This is a genomic window from Kytococcus sp. Marseille-QA3725, from assembly GCF_054950055.1.
The window spans coordinates 621801-642508 of record NZ_JBUCLA010000002.1; the positions used below are offsets into that span (position 1 = coordinate 621801).

Below are 20708 nucleotides of genomic sequence, written 5' to 3' on the forward strand. Positions count from 1 at the left end.
GCCTGTCGGTCGTCCCCGGGCACACCGCCTCGATGCAGGGGTTCCGACCCCGTGCCTCAGGCCGCCGGGCGGTCCCGCGCGCTGCGCGCCACCAGCACCGCGAGCACGCCGATGCCGGCCAGCCCCGCGTAGGTCCACGCGAGACCGTCGCCGAGGTGCACCTGGGCGGCGCCGCCGAGCGCGAGGGTGGCCGCGACCGCGCAGGCCTCACCCAGCTGGAGGCTCGACCCGACCCGGCCGTGCTCGCGCCGGGGGCTCAGGGCCAGGGCCTGCGAGGAGATCTGCGGGTAGGCCACACCCATGCCCACCCCGGCCAGCGCCACGCCCACCGAGACGGGCCACCACGCCCAGCCGGTCGCGACCACGAGGCCGGTGGACACCGGGCCGCAGAGCACCAGCAGCGCAGCCGGCAGCAGCGACGGCGGGCCGGGCCTCCTCGGGCGCGCCTGCCACCAGGCCCCCACCGCCCAGCCGACCGCCGAGCCGGCCAGCGCCAGGCCGGAGAGCACGATGGACACGCCCCGGTCCCGCTGGAGGAAGAGCGGGACGTAGGTCTCCGTGGTGTAGGCGCAGGCGGCCAGCAGGCTCCGCATCGCGACCAGCCGCGGAACCCCCTGCCGGGCCCGCAGCGCCCCGGGCGGGAGCAACCGCGTCAGGACGGCGAGGACCGCCGCGGTGGAGAGCGCCAGCGCCAGCAGGCTCCACGCACTCCGGTTGCCGCCCGAGAGGCTCATGGCGAGCACCGCGGCCGATGCGGCGACGGCCCAGCCCCACGGGATGCGTACGTTCCCGTCCCCGGCGGGCCGGGTGTCCCGGCCGCGCAGGCCGACCAGCAGGCCGGCCGCCGAGAGCACGGCGACCACCGCCACCGATCCGTAGACCCAGCGCCACCCGAGGTGCTCGGTGAGCAGCCCGGACACCACCGGCCCCGCGAGGGAGGGCACCACCCAGGCCGCGTTGACCACGCCGAAGAGCGCCGGGTGGTGCTCCTGCGGGACGGTCGCCGAGGCGATGGCGTAGATGGTCACGGCGGCCATGCCCACGCCGACGCCCTGCACGAGCCGGCCGAGAACGAACACCGCGATGTGCGGGGCGAGCGCGCACATCAGCACCCCGACGACGAACAGCCCGATCGCGGTGAGCAGGGGCGGCCGTGCCCCGACCCGGTCGCACCACGGCCCGGCCAGCACCATGCCCGTCACGGAGGCAATGAGGGTGCCTGAGAAGGCCGCCGAGTACCAGGCCGGGGCGGACAGCGCGTCGACCACCGAGGGCAGCGAGGTGGTCACCGCGTAGGTCTCGAAGGCGATGGTCGCCTCGAGGCCGGCCAGACCCGCCACCAGCAGGATCCCGACGGTCGCGAGCAGTCCGGGGCGGCGTGCGTCCGTGGTGGTCAAGGGGACCTCCCTCCAGGTGGCTCGGCGGCGGCGTCTCGGCCGCCGACGGTAGCGGTCCGCCGGTGGCCCCGTCCGCACCGCTGCATCCGCCGTGTGGGCCGGGCTTGACCTCATGTCGACTTGAAGCGATGGAGTCCCCCGCATGACTGCTGCCGCACCCGTGCTCCTGACCGACTCCGACCTCACCCGCCTGCGCCCCCGCGCTGCCGTGGACAGGATGGTGGCCGTCCTGGACGGCCGCGTCGCCGGCCGCACGGTCAGTCCACCCCGCGTGTCGGCCGACCTGGGCGAGGGGCGCGCCGTCCTCACCGCAGGGCGTGGCGACGGCTGGTACGGGTACCGCGTCTACGACACCCTGCCCACCACGGTTGCCGACCAGGTGGTGGTGGCCCACGATGCCGACGGCCGTGTGGCGGCGGTGCACGTCGGAGAGCGCCTCGGGGCCCTGCGGACGGGAGCGCTCGGTGGGGTCGCGGCGCGGGTCCTGGGGCCCGCGGGTCCCACCCGGGTGGCAGTTGTGGGGGCGGGCCCGCAGGCGTGGGCCCAGCTCTGGGCCGTCTCCGGGGAGCTCGACGTGACCGCGGTGCGCGTCGCCTCACGGGCCTCAGCCAGTCGTGAGGCCTTCGCGCGGCGGGCTCGTCTGGAGCTGGGCCTGGACGCCGTGGCCGCGCCCTCACCGCGCGAGGCGGTGGAGGGGGCTGGCGTGGTGGTCCTGGCCACCACCTCCCCGACCCCTGTCGTCGATGCCGGGTGGCTGGCCGAGGACGTCCTCGTGCACACCGTGGGGCCCAAACAGGTGGAACGTGCCGAGTTCCCCCTCGACCTGGTGACCGGGGCCGCGCTGGTGGCCACGGACTCCCCGGAGCAGCTGGCCGCCTACGAACCCCCGGCCCTGGTGGCCGCCCGGGGCGATCTGGCGCGGGTCGTCGACCTGGCCGACGTGGTCGGCGGCCGTCACCCCGGTCGTCGGACCCGTCGACGCGTGTACCTCTCCGTGGGGCTCGCCGGCAGCGAGGCGGCGCTGCTGCACCACCTCGCCACCGAGGGCTCCTGAGGTTCAGGCGAACCGGGTCGTCAGGCGCTGCCGGATGCCGTGGGCGTCCAGCCCGTGGGCGGACACGTGCTCGGCCGGCGTGCCGTACCGGCGCAGCTCCTCGCGCCCCACACCGAGGAACTCGAACCGGAGCGGCCGGTCGGACAGCGCCTCCTGCACGGCGTGGGCGGAGGTGCCCCTCAGCCAGGGTTCCACCACCACGACGTCGGTGCCGGTCACCAGCTGGCGCAGACCCACGGCATCGAGGGGGCGGATGCGATGGGTGTAGGCCACGGTGAGGTCCAGTCCCTCGGAGGCGGCCAGCGCGGCATCGAGCACCGGGCCGAGCGCCAGGACAGTGCCGCGCGATCCGCGGCGCACCACGTGCCACGTCGGGGCGGCGGTGACCGGGAAGGACTCGGTATTGGTCTGCTCCACCAGGCGCACGTAGTGAAGGCCCTCGCCCGCGGTGGCCAGGCGGACCGCCGCGTCGGCCTCCTCCACGGTGGACGGCGCGTGCAGGTGGGCGCCCGCCACGGTGTCCATGAGGGCCATGTCACCGGGGGCCTGGTGGGTGCGGCCACCGGAGGAGATGTCGAACGACCCGCCTGCGGAGACCAGGACGCCGCCGACTCCCTGGTGGGGGAAGTCCAGTTTGACCTGCTCGAAGGCACGCTCCACCAGGAAGGAGGCGAAGGTGTGCGCCACAGGGCGGATGCCGGTGAGGGCCAGTCCGGCGGAGGCGCTGACCAGCAGCTGCTCGCGGATGCCCAAGTTGAGCACCCGGTCGGGATGGCGGGCAATGGCATCGGTGAAGAAGCGACCGCCGATCTCGGCGTAGACCAATGCCAGGTCGTCCCGCTCGTCCAGGAGGTGGGCCATGGTGCGTCCGAACTGCTCGCGGGTGCTCATCAGGCGGCCTCCACCCGGGCGATGACGGCGGTGGGGGTCTCGGGCACCCGGTGCGAGAGGGCGGCCTCCAGCTGGACGTGGTCCCTCCCGCTGACGGTGGTGGTGTGCCAGCCGTTGACGGCGAACCGCTCGGCGATGCGGCCACGCACCGCGTAGCTGGAGGAGTGGTTGTCGATGACGACCGCGGTCAGCCCACCGAGCCCGGCGGCGGCCGCGAACTCGATCGCCTCGGTGTTCGAGCCCTCGTCCAGCTCCGCGTCGCCCACGAGTACCACGGTGCGTGCCGCCGTACCCTGCACGCGCAGTCCCAGTGCGGTGCCCACGCCGAGGGGCAGCCCGTGGCCCAGGGATCCCGAGGAGATCTCCACGCCGGGCACCAGGGTGCGGTCGGGATGGTGCCCCAGTGGGGAGTCGAAGGAGGCGAAGTCGTCCAGCCACTCGGTGGGGAAGTACCCGTGGCTGGCGAGCACGGCGTAGTAGGCCATCGGGCCGTGTCCCTTGCTCAGCAGGAAGCGGTCGCGGCCCGGGTGGTCGGGGCGTGCCGGGTCGTGGTGGAGCACGCGGTCGAAGAGCACCTCGAGGACGTCGAGGGTAGAGGTGGCCGAGTGGTCGTGCTTCTCGTCACCGGTGAGGCGGGCCATGAGTCCGCGGCGGTCGGTGGTCCCGGGCGGAGGCGGGGAAGGGCGGCGTGAGGCTGTCGATGGTGTCGTCATGGGCTCAGGCTGTAGGTTGAAGTGAACATGAAGTCAAGGAGGTCGTGGTGGACGAGCTCACCATCGGCGAGGTGGCGCGCCGCTCAGGGGTGGCTGCCTCGGCCCTGCGCTACTACGAGGGCCGCGGCCTCATCAGTGCCGAGCGCACGGCCGGCAATCAGCGACGCTTCCCCCGCGCCGTGCTGCGCCGAGTCGCCTTCATCCGGGCCGCGCAACGGGTGGGGCTCGGCCTGGACGAGATCGAGCAGGCACTGGCCACGCTGCCCGAGGGGCGCACCCCCACCAAGGCCGACTGGCGCCGTCTGAGCCGGTCGTGGCGGGCCCGGCTGGACGACCAGATCACCCGGCTGGAGCGTCTGCGAGACGACCTGGGCGGCTGCATCGGGTGCGGCTGCCTGAGCCTCAAGGCCTGTGCCCTCTACAACCCCGATGACGTGATGGCCGAGCGGGGCACGGGCGCTGTGGCCCTCGAACCCGCCGAGGACTGATGCTGCGGTATTGGTGGTCCGTGGAGCGGCCCGTGGTGGCCGCCCCACGGATGATCAGAGACCGGCCTGGGTGGCTCCGTGGGTGGCTTGGGCGGTGGTGAAGCCGTCGAACTTGAGCTGTTCGATCAGGCCCGAGCGGGAGAACGACGAGTAGTCGAGGTAGTCCTTGGCCTTCTTGGCCGCCTGCTCGTCGTAGTCGACCGAGAGGCTGTCGACGGCGGCGCGGGCCTCCTGTGACGTGAAGCCGTCGAACTTGAGCTGTTCGATCAGACCCGAGCGGGAGAAGGCCGAGTACTCGAGATAGCTCTTGGCCTTCGCCGCCGCCTCGGACCCCTGCTTGATGCCGGAGTTGTCGGCTCCGTAGGTGGCCTGGGCGGTGGTGAAGCCGTCGAACTCGAGCTGCTCGACCAGCCCCGTGCGAGAGAACTCGGAGTACTCGAGGTAGTCCTTGGCCTTCTTGGCTGCCTGCTGGTCGAAGTCGACGGTCAGGCTGTCGACGGCTGCGGTGGCCGAGGCCTTGCTGAAGCCCTCGTACTCGAGCTGCTCGATGAGTCCGCTGCGGGAGAAGGCGCTGTACTCCAGATACTGCTGGGCCTTGCCCACGGCGTTCTCGAACTCCGCTCCGCCCGGTGTGGTCGGTGTGGGGGTGGGCTTCTTGCTCTCGGTGGGCTCCGGGGAGGGTTCCGCGCTCTTGGTTGCTGTGGGGGTGGGCTTCTTCGCCTTGGTGGGCTCCGAGGAGGGCTCCGGAGTCGGAGCGGCCGTCGCCGGCTCCGTCGGAGTGCTCGGCTCGGTGGTGGAGGGGGTGGGTTGCGACGAGGAAGGTGCCTCCTGGGGTGAGCTCGACGTGGTGGCCGGTGCGCTGCTCGCGGTGGGCGAGAGCGTCGAGGTAGTCGGCGACGTCGCCTCGGAGGAGGGGGATGACGCGTCCTCGGACGTGCTGGAGGGGGTCGTGCCCGACGTCGTGGTCGTGGTGCTGCTGGAGGCCGGTGTGGCAGCCTCCCCGTCCGAGCCGCAGGCGGTCAGCAGGGATCCGACGAGGGCGACGGTCAGGATGCGTGAGACGTGCGAGGTGTTCACGGAGAGTCCTTCGTGTGTGTGATGTGACCCTCCGAACCTAGGGCTGGGGTCCGACAACATCCCTCCCTGTGCTGAAGCCTTGCTGCCCCTCACTCCTGCGGCGCCCAGCGCATCCCCATCGAGTGCGGCATGGCGTCCACGAAACCCATCGAGGAATAGAGCCGTCGGCCCGGCCCGTCGCCCATGAGCGTCACGTACGGGCGCTCCGGGGCCTCGGCCGTGATGCGGTCCAGCAGCCGCTGCAGCACCGCGCGCCCCAGGCCGCGCCGCTGGTGGTCGGGGTGGGTGGCCATGTCCGCCACGTGGAAGCACCACCCGCCGTCGCCGATGACGCGACCCATCGCCGCGAGCCGGCCGTCGGGGGCACGCACGGTGGCCCACGCCCACGAGCCGGTGAGGGCCGGGGCGCCCTGCTCCGCCGTCACCGGGGAGAGCCCCGCGGCCGGTCGCATGTCCAGGTACTCCGCCAGGGTGGGCGCCTCGTCGCGGACGGGCCAGGGGGTCGTCATGGCGGCGAGCGTAGAGGGGTCCCGCGGCGCCCCGGCGCGCGGGTGGTCCTAGGACCCCCGGGTGCGGATCTCGGTCCGCGACCGATGGTGCCGCGGCCTGGAGTGCGGCACCGTCGAGGGCGTGGCAGGCAACCGCCCGCCGATCCGCACCCCGCGATCGAGAGGACAGGCCCATGAACACCCACACCCGCTTCACCACCTCGCTGGCCGGACTGGCCGCCTGCAGCGCCCTCGTGCTGGGCGCCGGCGCCCCCACCCAGGCCGCCCCGGCGCAGGCCCCCGCCGCCGAGACCGCCGCCCAGCCGGCCGCCACCGCCTCGCCCTTCTCCGCCGATGCGGCCGCCGGCGAGCTGGTGCCCATCCGCCAGGCCAACAGCCAGGTGAGCACCTGGTACGACTGCGGACCGGTGTCCCTGCTCATGTCCCTGTTCGACCAGGGCGTGACCCCGGAGAAGTGGAGCGGTGACCCCGCCGACCCCACCGAGGCCGTGCGCGACATGCGCGGCGCGATGGGCGCCGCCCCCACCGGCAACACGAACGTCGAGCAGGTCCGCAACGGCTTCGCCGCCTACGGCTTCGACACCCACTGGGTGGCCACCGCCGACGAGGCCGAGGCCGCCGCCCGCGAGGGCAAGACGGTCATGGTCCTCGGCGACGCGCAGGTGGCCGGTCAGTACTGGCAGGAGGACCTCGCGGGTTCGCAGTCCGTCTCCCACTGGGTGGTCCTGGCCGGGTACGACAAGGACTCCGGCAAGTACACCGTCCTCGACCCGCTCTCGGGTCCCGATGCCAACGAGCCCCACTCGGTGGGTGCGGACTGGACCAACCAGTTCCACGACGTCTACGGCTACGGCGCCGTCGTGGTCGACTGACGGCCGGTCCCCGGCGCGGCTGGTCCGTGCCCCCTCCGCTCCGGGCCGCCCCCTCCACCGTCGAGGGGGCGGCCCGGCGCGCTGCGGGGGCTCAGTAGCGTGCCCCCGTGGACGGCGAACCCGGCACCCAGGACGACACCCCGCCCCTCGACGGGGCCACGAGCCGCGCGCTGCGCCGCACCGCCCGACGCCTGGACGTGCTGGGCCCCGACCGCGCACAGGACCGCTACCGGTGCGTGCACCACGCCGTGCGCACCCTCACCCCCACCGACGCCCTCGTCATCGCCTACTTCCACGAGGACCACGTGGTGGCGCCGTTCGTCATCGAGGGCGACCGCCTGGAGGGCCCCGACGTCATGGACTCCCCGCCCGGGTCGGTGACCGAGTGGGTGCGTGACCACGGGCGCCCGTACGTCTTCCGCCAGGACGCCGGGGCCCTGCTGGGGGACGCGCTCCCCTTCGGCGATGCCGGGGAGCCGACCCGCGATGCCGTGTGCGCCCCCATCCTCTCCCCGGAGCGCGAGGTGCTCGGTGTGCTCGCCGCGCACTCCCTGCGGCCGCGGGTGTACACCGACGATCACGTGCGGGTGGTGGAGGCGCTCGCGGTGATGCTGGGCCGGGAGGGCCACGACGCCTCCGACCCGCGGGACACCGAGCTGCACCGCGCCTTCCCCGAGCTGGCCCCTGATCCCCGCGACCTCGTGGACCAGCTCCACGACCTCACCGCCCTGGTGGGCCGGGCGCGCACCGGCCTGGAGGGGCTCGACGGGCTCGTCGAGGGCGAGGTCGCCGAACGGGTGCGGGAGGCCGCGGGGATCTGCGAGCGGGTGGAGGGCCGCCTCGCCACCCTCGTGACCGAGGCGCCGCCCGCCCCGGCCGGCCCCTCGACGCCGTTGACCCCCAGGGAGGCGGAGGTGGCCGACCTCATCGTCCGCGAGCAGCTCACCAACGCGCAGATCGCCGAGCGCCTCGTCATCAGCGAGAAGACGGTCAAGACCCACGTGGGTTCGGTGCTGCGCAAGTGCGGGCAGAGCCAGCGCTCTGGCATCGCGCTGGTGCTGGGCGCGCCCTCCTGACGCGGCGGCCCGTCAGGCGTGCACGTCGACCTCGTGCCCGGCGTGTGCAGGCGGCTCGAACTGCACGGTGGAGTGCGTGATGCCGAAGTCCTCCCGGAGGCACTCCTGCACCCGGTCGAGCAGGCCGGTCATGTGGCCGTCGTGGAAGCAGGACTCGTCGGCCACCACGTGCGCGGTGAGCACCGGGACGCCCGTGGCCACCTGGCTGGCGTGCAGGTCGTGCACCCCGCGGACGTGCGGCAGGGCCTCGATGTGGGCGCGCACCTCGCTCAGGTCCAGACCGCCGGGCGTGGCCTCCAGGAGCACGCGCAGCACCTGCCGCAGCAGCACCAGCGTGCGCGGCACGATGAGGGCCACGATCACCAGCGAGGCCACGGCGTCGGCGCGCTCCCACCCGGTCCACCGCACCGCGAGGGCCGCGGCGAGCACGGCCACCGACCCGAGTGCGTCGTTCAACACCTCCAGGAAGGCAGCCCGGAGATTCAGGTTGGCCTCCCGGGCCCCGGCGAGCACGAGCAGGCCGATGATGTTGCCCACCAGGCCGACGGCGCCGAACACGAGCATCGCCCCGGGGGCCACGGGCTCGGGTGAGACGAGGTGCTGCACGGCCTCGACCAGCACCACCACGCCCACCACGAGCAGCAGCAGGGCCTGCGCGCCGGCGCCGAGCACCTCCGCGCGCAGCCAGCCCCAGGTGCGCTCCGGGGTGGCGGGGCGGCGGGCCAGCTGGGCGGCCACCAGGGCCATGACCAGGCCGGCGAGGTCGGTGAGCGTGTGCCCGGCATCGGCCAGCAGGGCCACCGACCCCGAGACCCAGGCACCCACCAGCTCGGCCACGAGGACCGTGGCGGTGATGCCCAGGACCACGGCGAGCCGCCCACGGTGGGTACCGGCGCCGTGGGGCAGGTGGTCGTGGTGGTGGCTCATCGCCGGCGATCGTAGGGGACCGCGGCGACGCGCTGACTTCATGCCAAGTGCTGACCGTTCCTTGACCCGAGAGGGGTACCCGGCGCGCGTGGTGCGCCTACTGTGACAGCACCCCTCCCCTCCTCACACCACAGGAGCACATATGCGCGCACGCACCCGCCTCACCGCCCTCGCTGCCGGACTCACCCTGGCCCTGGGCGCGCCGGCCGCCACCGCTGCCACCGCGGACCTGGCCCTGCCCTCCGCCAATGCAGCCTCCGAGCACGGCCCGGCGCCGACCAAGGAGTCCATCGGTGTGGACGGCACCTTCGAGGTGGCCAGCAAGAAGGTGCCGGTGGACCTCTCCAAGGGGTTCTACGGCGGCACCATCTACTACCCGTCCAACGGCGCCGAGGGGGAGACCTTCGGTGGCGTGGTGACCATGCCCGGTTTCCTCGAGCCCGGTGCGGTGATGGACCTGGTGGCCAAGCGCCTGGCCTCCCACGGCTACGTGGTGATGATGGCCGAGGCCCTGACTCCCATGAGCCAGCCGGAGTCGCGTGCGCAGGCGACGCTCTCCGCGCAGAAGGTGCTGCACGCCGACGAGACCGTCGCCCCGCTGCTCGATGACGAGCGCACGGCCCTGGTGGGTCACTCGATGGGTGGCGGTGGTGTGCTGCACGCCGCGGCCAAGTCCGAGCAGGACGCCGTCATCCCGATCCACCCCTGGGCCCAGCGCGGCTTCAAGGACGTCACCGAGCCGACCCTGACCATCGGTGGCATGCTCGACAACGTGGCCCCGATGGCGCAGTACACGCTGCCCATCCACGCCTCGATCGGCTCGGAGACCAAGGGCCTGTTCACCGACCTGGCGGGCACCCACTGGGCGGGTCTGGTGGACAACAAGGTCATCCAGGGCCGCATCCTGAGCTTCCTCAAGGTGCACGTGGACGGTGACACGCGCTACGAGCAGTTCGTGTGCGCCCCGGCCGAGCAGGGCTTCGTCTACAAGTCCCCCTGCTGAGCCAGCCACACCAGCGCACGAGGGGCCACCGTCACGCCGACGGTGGCCCCTCGCGGTGTCATTGGTGGTGGGCAGCCCCTGGCGCGCGCCGTGGTGGGACGCCGCTCAGGCCGGGTCCACCGTCCGGCTCACGATCCACGCGTGCTTGCCCACCTGGCGCACGCGCGTGAACCCGAGGTCCTCGAGCAGCTCCACGGTGCCGCTGAACAGGAAGCGTCCCTGCGCCTGACGGCCGTCGGTCACCTCGCTGATCGCCTCCACCAGGCCGCCCCCGGCCTGCCCGATGAGGTCGAGCGCCCCCTCCACGGCGCGCCGCGCCACGCCCTGCCCGCGGTGGCGCCGGTCCACGAAGACGCAGGTCAGCCGCCAGTCCGGCCGTGGCGGGGCGTCCTTCTGGTAGGCGCGCAGGTGCTTGATGCCGGCCAGCTCCTCGGGCGATCCGTACTGTGCCCACCCCTGGGCCACCCCGGCGCCGTCGAGCACCAGAGCGGCGTGCGCGGCATCGGACATCACGCGGGAACGCTTGGTCTCCCGGTGGTCCACGGGCTGCCCGCACTCGGGGTGGTAGCCGATGCACCAGCACCCGCCGTACACGCCGTTGTTGCGCTCCACGAGCTCGGCGAACAGCTCCCACGTGTCGGGCCCCAGGGGCACCACCGACCAGTTCCCGTCCATGCCGCGGACACTAGCGGCGGGCCCGTACAGTCTGGCCATGCGCACCCCGAGGCGATTCCCCAGGACCCTGCCGTCCCGCCGGTCGTGGGGGCTGGCGGCGGTCAGCGTCCTGACCCTCGCCGCCTGCGGGGGGCCGGAGCCCGCCGGGCAGGACGGGTCCGGGGCCGACGGCGAGCCGACCGGCGAGATCACCGTGCTGGCCGCGGCGTCGCTCACCGAGGCGTTCGAGCAGATCGCCGCCGACGTGGAGCGCAACCACCCCGGCTCCGACGTGCGCCTGAGCTTCGGGGGCTCCTCGGCCCTGGCCACGCAGGTCACCCAGGGGGCACCGGCCGACGTTCTCGCCACCGCCTCGACCGCCACCATGGACACCGCGGTGCGGGCTGGGGCGGTGCAGGAACCCTCGGTGGTTGCGCGCAACCGCCTCACCCTCGCCGTGCCCCGGGGCAATCCCGCCGGCATCGACGGTGTGGAGGACCTGGCCCGCGAGGAGGTGCGCCTGGCGACCTGCCTGCCCGAGGTGCCCTGCGGTGCGGCGGCCCAGCAGCTGTCCGACGCCACCGGCACCACGCTCCACCCGGTCACCCAGGAGCGCGACGTCAAGGCGACCCTCGCCAAGGTGCGCCTCGGCGAGGTGGACGCGGGCCTGGTCTACGTGACCGACGCACGCGCCGCCGACGGTGCCGTGGACGAGGTGCCCCTGCCGGAGGCGCCCACCACCGACTACCCCCTGGCGGTGGTGGGCGCCTCCGCCAATCCCGCCCTGGCCCGGGCGTTCGTCGATGCCGTGCAGTCAGACCGCGGCCGCGCCGTGCTGCGCGAGGCGGGGTTCACCACTCCGTGACGACCGACCGTCCCGACCGCGCCCGCCGTCGGCCCCCCGTGGCACTCGCGCTGCCCGCCGCGGTGGGCGCGCTCCTGCTGCTCACCCCCCTCGTGGCGATGGTGGTGCTCGCCCCGTGGCGCGACCTGCCCGCCCTGCTGGCCCGCCCCGCCGTGCTCGACGCGCTGCGCCTCTCCCTGGTGACGGCCAGCGTGTCGACCCTGCTCTGCCTGGCGATGGGGGTGCCGCTGGCGTGGGTGCTCGCCCGGGCCGACGCCCACCCCGGCGGCCCGACGGGCCCCGCGCGTGCCGCCGCCGTGCGCCTGCTGCGCGCCGTGGTGACCCTGCCCATGGTGCTGCCCCCGGTGGTCGGCGGTGTGGCGCTCCTCCTGGCCTACGGCCGCACCGGCCTGGTGGGCCGCTGGCTGTACGAGGCCACCGGCTGGCAGGTGCCCTTCACCGCCACCGCCGTGGTCCTGGCGCAGACCTTCGTGGCGCTGCCCTTCCTGGTGGTCACCGTGGAGGGGGCACTGCGCTCCACCGGCACCGCCCTGGAGGAGGCCGCCGCCACCCTGGGGGCCGGGCCGCTCACCACCTTCCGCCGCGTCACCCTGCCGGCGCTGGGGCCCAGCATCGCGGCCGGGGCCGTGCTCGGGTGGGCCCGGGCGCTGGGGGAGTTCGGCGCCACGGTGACCTTCGCCGGCAATCTCCCGGGCGTCACCCAGACCATGCCGAGCGCCGTCTACCGCGCCTTCGAGACCGACCCGCCCGCCGCCGTGGCCCTGAGCCTCGTGCTGCTGGCGGTGTGCGTGACCGTGCTGGTGCTGCTGCGGGACCGCTGGACGCCGGGGCTGCCCCGATGACGGGCGCCACGCCCGCGCTCGAGGTGGACGCACGCATCCGCCGCGGCACGCTGGACCTGCGCGTGGCCTGCGCCGTGCGGCCCGGGCGCACCTTGGCCGTGCTCGGCCCCAACGGGGTGGGCAAGACCTCGCTGCTGCGGGCCGTCGCCGGGCTCGATGCCGTGGCGTCCGGCCACGTGCGCTGCGCCGGCCGGGTGTGGGACGACGCCGCGACCGGGACCTTCGTGCCGCCGGAGCGCCGCCGGGTGGGGGTGGTCTTCCAGGACCACCGGCTGTTCGGCCACCTCTCCGTGCGGCAGAACGTCGCCTTCGGGCCGAGTGCGCGTGGGGCCGGGCGCCGCGCCGCCGAGGCCCGGGCTGATGCGGTGCTGGCCGCCCTCGGCATCGAGCACCTGGCCGCCCGCCGCCCGGCCGAGTTGTCCGGTGGGCAGTCCCAGCGGGTGGCCGTGGCCCGGGCGCTGGCCACCGACCCCGCTGCCCTCCTGCTCGACGAGCCCCTCTCCGCCCTGGACACCACCGCCCGCGGCGAGGTGCGCACCTGGCTGCGTGCCACCCTCGAGCGCCTGGCCTGCCCGGTGCTCCTGGTGACCCACGACCCGGCCGACGTGGACGCCCTGGCCGACGACGAGCTGCGCCTGCCGGCAACCCGTACGGACTCCTGACCGCTCCTTGACCCGCAGGAGGGGGCCGCGTCACCTGCTCTCCCTAGCGTGGGGGGCTCCCCTCAACAACAGGAGCAGATGATGCGTTCTCTGACCCGCACCACCGTCCTCGCCGCCGGTCTGGCCCTCGGCCTGGCCGCCCCCGCGACCGCCGGCCCGGTCGCGCCGGCCGCGTTCTCGGCCCAGGACGTGCAGCCCGCCGCCGAGCACGGCCCGGCCCCGACCAAGGACTCGGTCGGCGTGGACGGCCCCTACGAGGTGGCCAGCAAGAAGCTGGAGGCCGCCCCGGACGCGGACTTCTACGGCGGCACGGTGTTCCACCCCTCCAACGGCGCCGAGGGGGAGACCTTCGGCGGCGTGGTGACCATGCCCGGGTTCACCGAGCCCGGGTCGGCGATGGAGTTCGTGGCCAAGCGCCTGGCCTCCCACGGGTTCGTGGTGCTCATGGCCGAGGCCCCCACCGTCATGAGCCAGCCGCAGGCCCGTGGCAAGGCGGCGCTGGGTGCGCAGAAGGCGCTCGCGGCGGACGCCGACATGGCCCCGCTGCTCGATGCCGAGCGCACGGCCCTGGTGGGCCACTCGATGGGTGGCGGCGGCGTCCTCTACGCCGCGCAGGAGTCCGAGCAGGACGCTGTGGTGCCGATCCACCCGTGGGCGCAGGAGGGATTCAAGGGCGTGAGCGAGCCGTCGCTCACCATCGCCGGGGGGATCGACAACGTGGCCCCGGCCGGTGAGTACGCGGTGCCGATCCACGAGTCGATCGGCTCGGAGACCAAGGGCCTGTTCACCGACCTGGCGGGCACCCACTGGGCGGGTCTGGTGGACAACAAGGTCATCCAGGGCCGCATCCTCAGCTTCCTCAAGGTGCACGTGGACGGTGACCAGCGCTACGAGCAGTTCGTGTGCGCCCCCGCCGAGCAGGGCTTCGTCTACCGCAGCCCCTGCTGATCCGCCCCTCACCCACAGGGGGCCGCTGCCGGTGTGGCAGCGGCCCCCTGTGGTGTCACACGGTGGGGTGGGTCACTCGCCGGAACCCAGGCCCTCCACGGCCTTGACCACGTTGGGCAGCGGGCCGATGTGCGTGCTGTCGTCCCCGGCCTGCGGGGTGCCGGTCTCCATGAGCAGTGTGCGCATGGCGGCCGGGTCGAGCTCCACACCCTTCTCCTCGGCGATGGAGGAGACCAGGGCCACGGCACCGGTCACGATGGGGGAGGCCGAGGAGGTGCCCGAGAACTGGTCGGTGTACTGCACCGTCTCGTCACCGCCCTGCAGGTCGCCGTAGCCGGCGCTGGCCACCATCTCGCCCCAGCCCTGCACGTTCACGCGCGAGCCGTAGGTGGAGTAGCTCAGGACCTCGCCGGGCGTCCGGCCGCTGCGGGAGCTGGCGCCGGCGCCCACGATGATGGCGCCGGAGTCGCCCTTGCCGTCGGGGAAGCCCTCGCCGCCGTAGCACGAGTCGTCCAGGTCCTGGGCTCCGTTGCCGGCGGCCTCCACCACGTGGATGCCCTTGGCCACGGCGGTCTTGATGGCGTCGTAGGCGGCCGGGTCGATCTCCACCGGGGCGAAGCCACCGCCGCAGCCGGTGAGCTGCTGCTCGAGGAGGATCACGTCGCCGGGCTCGAGCACCTCGGCGGCGCCGGCGATGGCGGCGCCCGGGGTGAAGCCGCCCTCGTTGCTGACGGCGTTGGCCACGTACCCGGTGGCCTCCGGCGCGATGCCGGTGACGCCGAACTCGTTGGCGTCGCCGATGATCTCGCCCATCACGGAGGTGCCGTGCTCGGGGTAGCTGTACGAAGGGGTGCCGTTGGCGATGAGGGCGTCCTCCCGGGCCAGCTGGGTGAGGTCCTCGTGGTCCATGGTCCAGCCGAACTCCACGTCGGCCACGGCCACGTTCTTGCCCTTGCCACCGGGCATCTCGTGCGCCGCCAGGGCCTCGATGCCCTGCTCGGAGGCCGGGCCGCGGTAGGTCTGGCGGTCGGTGAAGTCGGGGGTGGCCAGCGGGTTCACCGGGTCGGTGGCGTCGGTGCGCAGGGCGGCCAGCGGAGTGGTCACGGGTGCGCCGGCGCGCGGCGGCTGCACCGGCAGCGGGGCGGCCATGGCCACCTCCACGGCCGGGTCGGCGTTCAGCTCGTCCAGGGTGGACTGCATCTCGCCCTCGGCCACCTCGGCCACCAGCCACAGCGACATGTCGGCCTGCTCGTCGCCGGAGCGCTGCTCGGCGGTGGCCTTGAGGGCCTTCAACGAGGAGGCGGGGGCGTCCACCATCGGACGCACGTCACGCAGGGTGCCGGAGCGGCCCAGGGCGGCCACGCGGGAGTCGCCCTCGCCGGAGAGCGCGGCGGCGCGCACCGCGGAGGACGAGCCCTCGGCGAGCTTCACCTGGATGCGGGTGGCCGAGCGGCCCTCCGTCTGGTGCAGGGCGGAGGGGGTCGAGTCGGCCGACGCGGCGACGCGCGGCGTGAGCTCGGCCTCGGAACGGTGCTGGGTGGCGCCGGCGGCGACGGGCACGCTCAGCGCGCCGGCCATGGCGGCCGCGACGGCGGTGGTCAGGAAGCGGGACATGGGCTCTCCTCGGGCCAGTGTGTGATCTGAAAGGGGCTCCTCATCGTGGCCGCCGGGCAGTCAGGGACGGACCAAGGAAGCCTGAGGATTGACCCAGTCCTGGTGAGGTGGCCCTGCGCTGAGAGCCGGGCGCCGATGCGGCACACTGGGAGGGTGAACCGTCACGCACGTCTGGTGGGGGGCCTGCTCGCGGCCGCTCTCGCTGCCCCCACCGTGCTCACCTCCGCACCGGCCGCCGAGGCACTGCCTCCCGTCTCCATCTCGCAGATCGTGTACGACTCCTACGGGGCCAAGCGCGACGACTACTCCAACGCCAGCCTCAACGCCGAGTACGTGGTGCTGCGCAACAACACCAGCGTGCGGCGCACCATCACCGGTTACACGGTGCGCGACGCGATGGGCTTCACCTACAGGCTGCCCACCACCGTGGTGCCGGCCAAGGGGACGGTTCGCATCATGACCGGCCGGGGCACCAACACCGCGGGTGTGCGTTCCACCACGCTGCGCTACTGGGGCAAGACCTCCTACGTGTGGAACAACACCGGCGACACGATCACGCTCAAGAGCCCCAAGGGCGCGGTGCTCGACACCTGCACCTACAAGGACCGGAGCACCAAGGGCGACATCAAGTCCGCCGCCTGCTGACCCGACGACCTCCTGGACCCCGGTGCCCCCTGGCGCCGGGGTCCGGTCGTCTCCCCGCCACCGGCTGGCCGCGGACGTGGTCTCGCCCTACGGTGGCCGCATGGCCAAGAACGTCGCGGAACAGCTCGTCGAGCAGCTCGTGGAAGCGGGCGTGCAGAGGATCTACGGGGTCGTGGGGGACAGCCTCAACCCCATCGTCGATGCGGTGCGCCGCACCGGGGGTGCCGCCCGCGGCGGCATCGACTGGGTGCACGTGCGCCACGAGGAGGTGGGGGCCTTCGCCGCCGCCGCCGAGGCCCAGCTGACCGGGAGGCTCGCGGTGTGCGCCGGCTCCTGCGGCCCGGGCAACACCCACCTGGTGAACGGCCTGTACGACGCGCACCGGTCCGGGGCGCCCGTGCTCGCCATCGCCAGCCACGTCCCCAGCAGCCAGATCGGGCAGGGCTACTTCCAGGAGACCCACCCCGACCGCGTGTTCACCGACTGCTCCGACTACTGCGAGCTGGTCTCCACCGCCGAGCAGGCCCCGCGGGTGGTGCACGCCGCCGTGCGCCACGCCGTGCAGAACAAGGGGGTGGCGGTGGTGAGCCTGCCCGGTGACATCGCCGACCTGGACGTGGCCGCCGAGGCGCCCCGGTACGTGCCGGTGCGCCGGGGTGTGGTGGTGCCCACCGTCGAGGCCGTGCAGGAGCTGGCCGACGAGCTCAACCGCGCCGAGAAGGTGGCCCTGTTCTGCGGCGAGGGCGTGCGCGGCGCCCACGCCGAGGTGATGCAGCTGGCCGACACCCTGGCCGCCCCGGTGGGCCACTCGCTGCGCGGCAAGGACGCCATCCAGTTCGACAACCCCTTCGACGTGGGCATGACCGGCCTGCTCGGGTACGGCGCCGCCGCGGCCGGCATCGAGGACGCCGACCTGCTGGTGATGCTCGGCACGGACTTCCCGTACGACCAGTTCCTCCCCGGTACCCGCACCGTGCAGGTGGACACCGACGCCGCCGTCATCGGCCGCCGCACCGACGTGGACCTGCCGGTCCAGGGCGACGTGCGCTCCGTCATCGAGGCCGTCCTCCCGCTGCTGCAGCGCAAGGACGACCGCCGCTTCCTGGAGAGGATGCTCGAGAAGCACGAGCGGCTCATGACCAAGTCCGTGGGGGCCTACACCCACGACGTGCTGGACATGAGGCCTATCCACCCCGAGTACGCCGCCGACCTGCTCGACCAGGCGCTGGACGACGACGCCGTGGTGACCGCCGACACCGGCATGTGCAACGTGTGGTCCGCCCGCTACCTGCGGCCGCTCGGCACGCGGCGCCTCATCGCCTCGTTCCTGCACGGGTCCATGGCCAACGCGCTGCCGCACGCCATCGGTGCCCAGCTCGCCGACCGTGAGCGCCAGGTGGTGGCCATGTGCGGTGACGGCGGCCTCTCGATGCTGCTGGGCGACCTGCTCACGCCGGTGGCCTACGACCTGCCCATGACGGCGGTGGTCTTCAACAACTCCACGCTGGGCATGGTGAAGCTGGAGATGCTCGTGGACGAGCTGCCCAGCTTCGGCACCGACGTGCCCGAGGTGGACTACGCCGCCATCGGCGCCGCGATGGGGTGGCGGACCTGGCGGGTGGAGGACCCGCGCGACCTGGAAGCCGCCTACCGCGAGGCGCTGGCCCACGACGGGCCCACGCTGGTGGACGTGGTGACCGACCCGAACGCGCTCTCCATCCCGCCCAAGGTCACCAGCGACCAGGTCTTCGGGTTCGCCACCGCCATGAGCAAGATCGTGCTCAACGGCGGTGTGGGCGAGGCGGTCTCGATGGCGCGCTCCAACGTTCGGAACATCCCCCGCCGCTGAGGTGCTCCCTCGACCGAACCGGCCGGGCCCCGCGACGCACCGTCGCGGGGCCCGGCCTCGCCGTGCGGACGGGGGTCAGACGATGGTGACCTCCACGGTCGTCTCCGGGCAGGAGGCCGCGAGCTCCTCCATCGTCGCCTTCTCCGTCTCGTCCACGTCCAGGCGCCAGCGCACCTTCATGGCGGACCAGTCGGCCACGTAGGTGCACTCGTCGCGCGGCGGCAGCCACTCCTCGGGACCCTTGGAGCCCTTCTCGGAGTTCAGGGCCGAGGTCTGGGCTGTCAGGAAGCGCTCGTCGCCCAGGTCGTTGGCGTAGGCCTTGCGGCGGGTGTCCTCCCAGTCCCGGGCGCCGGAGCCCCATGCCTCGTGGAGCGGCACCGTGTGGTCGATCTGCGTCTCGGAGGCCTTCTTGTGCTCGACGCCGTCCCAGGTCGTGGTCCACGTGCCGCCGTCGACGGTGCACTCCTCGGGGGTGGTGAAGGTGACCTCGGTGCTGCTCTCCTCGATGAGCACCTCGGCACGGGCGTTCTGGCAGTCGCCGTCCTCGTCGGCCCAGCGGCCGAAGTGCTTGTCGCGGTCGTAGCCGTCGTTCTGCTCGGCCGACACGGGCAGGTCGGCCACCGCCTCGGTGAGCGGGGCGCTGTAGTCGGTGGTGCCGGCGCTGGCGGTCGTGGGGGCCAGCGAGGTCACCAGGGCGGCGGCGGTGGCGACCTGGCCGAGGGTGAGCAGGGGGCGGGTGCGGGCAGCGGTGCGCACGTGTGACTCCGTTCGGGCTGTCTGTGTGTGGGCGCGCGGGGCGCTTCTGGGGACGCTAGGGGCGGGGCTGCCTCGCGACCACCAAGGAACGGTTCGGAGTTGCTCTGCGGGAAGGACTCTCCTGGTAATGAAATGCTTCTCCTGGGTGCGTTCGGGGCTCGCGTGGGGCGGAGTGCGGCCGGACCACGCCCACCGACGAGGTCCTCGCGGGGCAGGTCGTTCGTGGGCATGCTGGCCCTCCGAGGAGTTCAACGAAGGGGGAACCATGCAGCAGCAGGCCACGCCGATCCTGATGGGTGTGTACCGCTACCCGCGGGTCATGACGTCGAGGTCCGAGCCGTGCATCCTGGGCGTCGTGCCCGGGCGGGTCTGGCTGACCGGGCAGGGCGGCGTCTTCTTCGACGCACCTGCCCAGCAGATCCAGGCCAAGGCCAACAAGATGGTCGGCCACGTGACGCTGACCGTGGACGGCACCAAGCACGTGGTGGCCGGCGTCGGCAGCGCCAGCGGGGCCCCGTTCAGCGCGCAGCAGCTGCAGGAGCTGGAGGCCTCCCGGTCGGCGATCGCCGCCGACCCGTCGACGCAGTCGCTGATGGCCGGTCGCGAGCTCTACGTCGGCTCCGCGGGCAAGGCCGACGGCACCTACCAGGGGGCGTTCCGCTCCGTGGGCGCCAACGAGATCGGCCAGCAGCGCAACGCCGGGGAGGCGATGCGGGAGCTGCTCACCGCGGTCGGAGTGCGTCTCTGACGGTGCCGCGCGGTCTGCACCCGTCGAGGAGGTCCGCGGCCCGCCGGGTGCGGTCCGTGCGCTGACCCCGGCGGGCCGCCTCAGGCCACGAGCGCGTCCGCGGCCATCGCCCCGAGCGGCAGCACGGGCCCGATCGAGGTGACGGTGGTCATCGTCTTCAGGCCACCTCGGGGCGTCAGGCCGAGCAGCGAGGTGAACATCCAGAAGAAGTTGCTGTTCATCTGCAGCGTGCACATCGAGCCCGAGGCGATCGCCAGCGCGACGGCCATCCGCGCCACGTCCATGGAACCCATCGCCGGGGCGAACGAGGCGTGATCAGACGCGGTTGACCGTCACCGTGACGTTGGAGCAGCCGGCCGCCAGGCGGGTGAGGGCGGCCTTCTCGGTGGCGTCGACCTTCAGGCGCCAGCGCAGCTTCACGGCCGTCCACTCCTGCACGTAGCGGCAGCGGTTGGTCGGCGGCAGCCACTGCTCCGGGCCACGGGCGCCCTTGGACGAGTTGAGGGCGGAGGTCTGCGCGTTCAGGGAGCGCTTGTCGCCGAGATCGTTGTAGAACGCCTTGCGACGCGTCTGCGTCCACCCCTTGGCGCCGCTGCCCCACGCCTCGTGCACCGGCACGGTGTGGTCGATCTGCACGGTGGTCGGGTAACGGTGGGTGCGGCCGTCCCAGCTGGTCACCCACTTGCCGGCCTTCACGGTGCACCGGCGGCTGGAGTAGGTGGGAGCCACCTTCGTCTCCTGGACGAGCACCTCGTGGCGGGTGTTCTGGCAGTCGCCGTTCGTGTCGCGCCAGTCACCGAAGTAGCGGTCGCGGTCGTAGCCGGAGTTGCTCTCCGCCGCCACGGGCAGGGACTTCACCGCGGTGCGCAGCGGGGCTGAGTAGGTGCTGGCCGTGCCCGCGGAGGCGGTGGTCGGTGCCACCAGGCCGGCCGCCAGGGCCAGACCGGTGGCCATCGAGGTCGCCAGCCGGGTCGCGCGACGGCGGGTGGGCAGGGCAGGGGAGGGGCGACGAGACATCGGGGGAACTCCGCTCACGGAAGGGGCCCGCACGATCGGGGCCGCAGTGAGCTGAATCTAGAGCCGGGTGGTGCTGTCGGGCTGCAAGGACACGAACGAGT

General features: G+C 73.3%; 24 protein-coding genes. 13 read left to right on the forward strand and 11 right to left on the reverse strand.

The features are described 5' to 3' along the window. Positions 1 to 56: 56 nt before the first annotated feature. Positions 57 to 1397 (reverse strand): MFS transporter, encoded by a 1341-nt coding sequence (locus ACY8FT_RS11045; protein ID WP_462418937.1) that lies wholly within the window; start codon positions 1395 to 1397, stop codon positions 57 to 59. A gap of 142 nt (positions 1398 to 1539) precedes the next feature. Here ACY8FT_RS11045 and ACY8FT_RS11050 point away from each other — a divergent pair, with 142 nt between their 5' ends. After that, positions 1540 to 2451, forward strand: a complete 912-nt coding sequence (locus ACY8FT_RS11050) for a hypothetical protein (RefSeq protein ID WP_462418938.1) — start codon at positions 1540 to 1542, stop codon at positions 2449 to 2451. A gap of 3 nt (positions 2452 to 2454) precedes the next feature. Here the strand turns inward: ACY8FT_RS11050 and ACY8FT_RS11055 are convergent, their stop codons facing one another. After that, complete coding sequence (locus tag ACY8FT_RS11055) at positions 2455 to 3342, reverse strand: transketolase family protein (protein ID WP_462418939.1); 888 nt, start codon at positions 3340 to 3342, stop codon at positions 2455 to 2457. Then, positions 3342 to 3983: a transketolase gene (locus ACY8FT_RS11060; RefSeq protein WP_462418940.1), complete on the reverse strand. Its 642-nt coding sequence runs from the start codon at positions 3981 to 3983 to the stop codon at positions 3342 to 3344. The genes ACY8FT_RS11055 and ACY8FT_RS11060 overlap by 1 nt, the downstream gene beginning before the upstream one ends. Positions 3984 to 4099: 116 nt before the next feature. Here ACY8FT_RS11060 and soxR point away from each other — a divergent pair, with 116 nt between their 5' ends. Continuing rightward, positions 4100 to 4543, forward strand: coding sequence for a redox-sensitive transcriptional activator SoxR (gene soxR, locus ACY8FT_RS11065; RefSeq protein ID WP_462418941.1), 444 nt, complete (start codon positions 4100 to 4102; stop codon positions 4541 to 4543). Positions 4544 to 4597: 54 nt separating this feature from the next. Here the strand turns inward: soxR and ACY8FT_RS11070 are convergent, their stop codons facing one another. After that, complete coding sequence (locus ACY8FT_RS11070) at positions 4598 to 5146, reverse strand: Ltp family lipoprotein (RefSeq protein ID WP_462418942.1); 549 nt, start codon at positions 5144 to 5146, stop codon at positions 4598 to 4600. On the opposite strand from ACY8FT_RS11070, the gene ACY8FT_RS11075 reads away from it, so the two are divergent. Beyond that, positions 5139 to 5642 carry a hypothetical protein gene (locus ACY8FT_RS11075; protein ID WP_462418943.1) on the forward strand — a complete coding sequence of 168 codons (504 nt, stop codon included), beginning with the start codon at positions 5139 to 5141 and terminating at the stop codon, positions 5640 to 5642. The two genes, ACY8FT_RS11070 and ACY8FT_RS11075, sit on opposite strands and share 8 nt — an antisense overlap. A gap of 67 nt (positions 5643 to 5709) precedes the next feature. Here the strand turns inward: ACY8FT_RS11075 and ACY8FT_RS11080 are convergent, their stop codons facing one another. Next, the gene (locus ACY8FT_RS11080) at positions 5710 to 6129 is read right to left on the reverse strand and encodes a GNAT family N-acetyltransferase (RefSeq protein ID WP_462418944.1); all 420 of its coding nucleotides are present in this window, start codon (positions 6127 to 6129) and stop codon (positions 5710 to 5712) included. Positions 6130 to 6302: 173 nt separating this feature from the next. Here ACY8FT_RS11080 and ACY8FT_RS11085 point away from each other — a divergent pair, with 173 nt between their 5' ends. Further along, complete coding sequence (locus tag ACY8FT_RS11085) at positions 6303 to 7001, forward strand: hypothetical protein (protein WP_462418945.1); 699 nt, start codon at positions 6303 to 6305, stop codon at positions 6999 to 7001. 107 nt (positions 7002 to 7108) lie between these two features. Next, on the forward strand, positions 7109 to 8077 hold the full coding sequence (locus tag ACY8FT_RS11090; protein WP_462418946.1) for a LuxR C-terminal-related transcriptional regulator: 969 nt from the start codon (positions 7109 to 7111) through the stop codon (positions 8075 to 8077). Between the two features lie 12 nt (positions 8078 to 8089). On the opposite strand, the gene ACY8FT_RS11095 is transcribed toward ACY8FT_RS11090, so the two are convergent. Beyond that, positions 8090 to 9004, reverse strand: a complete 915-nt coding sequence (locus ACY8FT_RS11095) for a cation diffusion facilitator family transporter (protein WP_462418947.1) — start codon at positions 9002 to 9004, stop codon at positions 8090 to 8092. Positions 9005 to 9146: 142 nt separating this feature from the next. Between ACY8FT_RS11095 and ACY8FT_RS11100 the strand changes: the two genes are divergently transcribed. Then, a complete protein-coding gene (locus ACY8FT_RS11100; RefSeq protein ID WP_462418948.1) occupies positions 9147 to 10007 on the forward strand; it encodes a dienelactone hydrolase family protein in 861 nt (286 codons plus the stop codon). Between the two features lie 105 nt (positions 10008 to 10112). On the opposite strand, the gene ACY8FT_RS11105 is transcribed toward ACY8FT_RS11100, so the two are convergent. After that, entirely contained in the window at positions 10113 to 10682 is a 570-nt protein-coding gene (locus ACY8FT_RS11105) for an N-acetyltransferase family protein (protein ID WP_462418949.1), read from the reverse strand. A gap of 37 nt (positions 10683 to 10719) precedes the next feature. Here ACY8FT_RS11105 and modA point away from each other — a divergent pair, with 37 nt between their 5' ends. The 4 genes from modA (at position 10720) to ACY8FT_RS11125 (ending at position 13978) form a co-directional block, all read left to right on the forward strand. Beyond that, positions 10720 to 11526 carry a molybdate ABC transporter substrate-binding protein gene (gene modA, locus ACY8FT_RS11110; RefSeq protein ID WP_462418950.1) on the forward strand — a complete coding sequence of 269 codons (807 nt, stop codon included), beginning with the start codon at positions 10720 to 10722 and terminating at the stop codon, positions 11524 to 11526. Then, complete coding sequence (locus ACY8FT_RS11115; RefSeq protein WP_462418951.1) at positions 11523 to 12368, forward strand: ABC transporter permease; 846 nt, start codon at positions 11523 to 11525, stop codon at positions 12366 to 12368. Before modA ends, ACY8FT_RS11115 begins: the two co-directional genes overlap by 4 nt. Continuing rightward, positions 12365 to 13030 carry an ATP-binding cassette domain-containing protein gene (locus ACY8FT_RS11120; RefSeq protein WP_462418952.1) on the forward strand — a complete coding sequence of 222 codons (666 nt, stop codon included), beginning with the start codon at positions 12365 to 12367 and terminating at the stop codon, positions 13028 to 13030. The genes ACY8FT_RS11115 and ACY8FT_RS11120 overlap by 4 nt, the downstream gene beginning before the upstream one ends. A gap of 81 nt (positions 13031 to 13111) precedes the next feature. Continuing rightward, the gene (locus ACY8FT_RS11125; RefSeq protein ID WP_462418953.1) at positions 13112 to 13978 is read left to right on the forward strand and encodes a dienelactone hydrolase family protein; all 867 of its coding nucleotides are present in this window, start codon (positions 13112 to 13114) and stop codon (positions 13976 to 13978) included. Between the two features lie 72 nt (positions 13979 to 14050). Here the strand turns inward: ACY8FT_RS11125 and ACY8FT_RS11130 are convergent, their stop codons facing one another. Then, positions 14051 to 15592: a S8 family serine peptidase gene (locus tag ACY8FT_RS11130; RefSeq protein ID WP_462418954.1), complete on the reverse strand. Its 1542-nt coding sequence runs from the start codon at positions 15590 to 15592 to the stop codon at positions 14051 to 14053. 153 nt (positions 15593 to 15745) lie between these two features. On the opposite strand from ACY8FT_RS11130, the gene ACY8FT_RS11135 reads away from it, so the two are divergent. Further along, positions 15746 to 16237 (forward strand): lamin tail domain-containing protein, encoded by a 492-nt coding sequence (locus tag ACY8FT_RS11135; protein ID WP_462418955.1) that lies wholly within the window; start codon positions 15746 to 15748, stop codon positions 16235 to 16237. Between the two features lie 100 nt (positions 16238 to 16337). Continuing rightward, complete coding sequence (locus ACY8FT_RS11140) at positions 16338 to 18086, forward strand: pyruvate dehydrogenase (protein WP_462418956.1); 1749 nt, start codon at positions 16338 to 16340, stop codon at positions 18084 to 18086. 75 nt (positions 18087 to 18161) lie between these two features. Here ACY8FT_RS11140 and ACY8FT_RS11145 read toward each other — a convergent pair whose 3' ends face one another. Then, positions 18162 to 18842 (reverse strand): HNH endonuclease family protein, encoded by a 681-nt coding sequence (locus tag ACY8FT_RS11145; RefSeq protein ID WP_462418957.1) that lies wholly within the window; start codon positions 18840 to 18842, stop codon positions 18162 to 18164. A gap of 265 nt (positions 18843 to 19107) precedes the next feature. Between ACY8FT_RS11145 and ACY8FT_RS11150 the strand changes: the two genes are divergently transcribed. After that, the gene (locus ACY8FT_RS11150; RefSeq protein WP_462418958.1) at positions 19108 to 19590 is read left to right on the forward strand and encodes a hypothetical protein; all 483 of its coding nucleotides are present in this window, start codon (positions 19108 to 19110) and stop codon (positions 19588 to 19590) included. Positions 19591 to 19670: 80 nt separating this feature from the next. Here the strand turns inward: ACY8FT_RS11150 and ACY8FT_RS11155 are convergent, their stop codons facing one another. Then, positions 19671 to 19883: a GntT/GntP/DsdX family permease gene (locus ACY8FT_RS11155; RefSeq protein ID WP_462418959.1), complete on the reverse strand. Its 213-nt coding sequence runs from the start codon at positions 19881 to 19883 to the stop codon at positions 19671 to 19673. A gap of 22 nt (positions 19884 to 19905) precedes the next feature. Beyond that, complete coding sequence (locus ACY8FT_RS11160) at positions 19906 to 20607, reverse strand: HNH endonuclease family protein (RefSeq protein ID WP_462418960.1); 702 nt, start codon at positions 20605 to 20607, stop codon at positions 19906 to 19908. Positions 20608 to 20708: the final 101 nt, after the last annotated feature.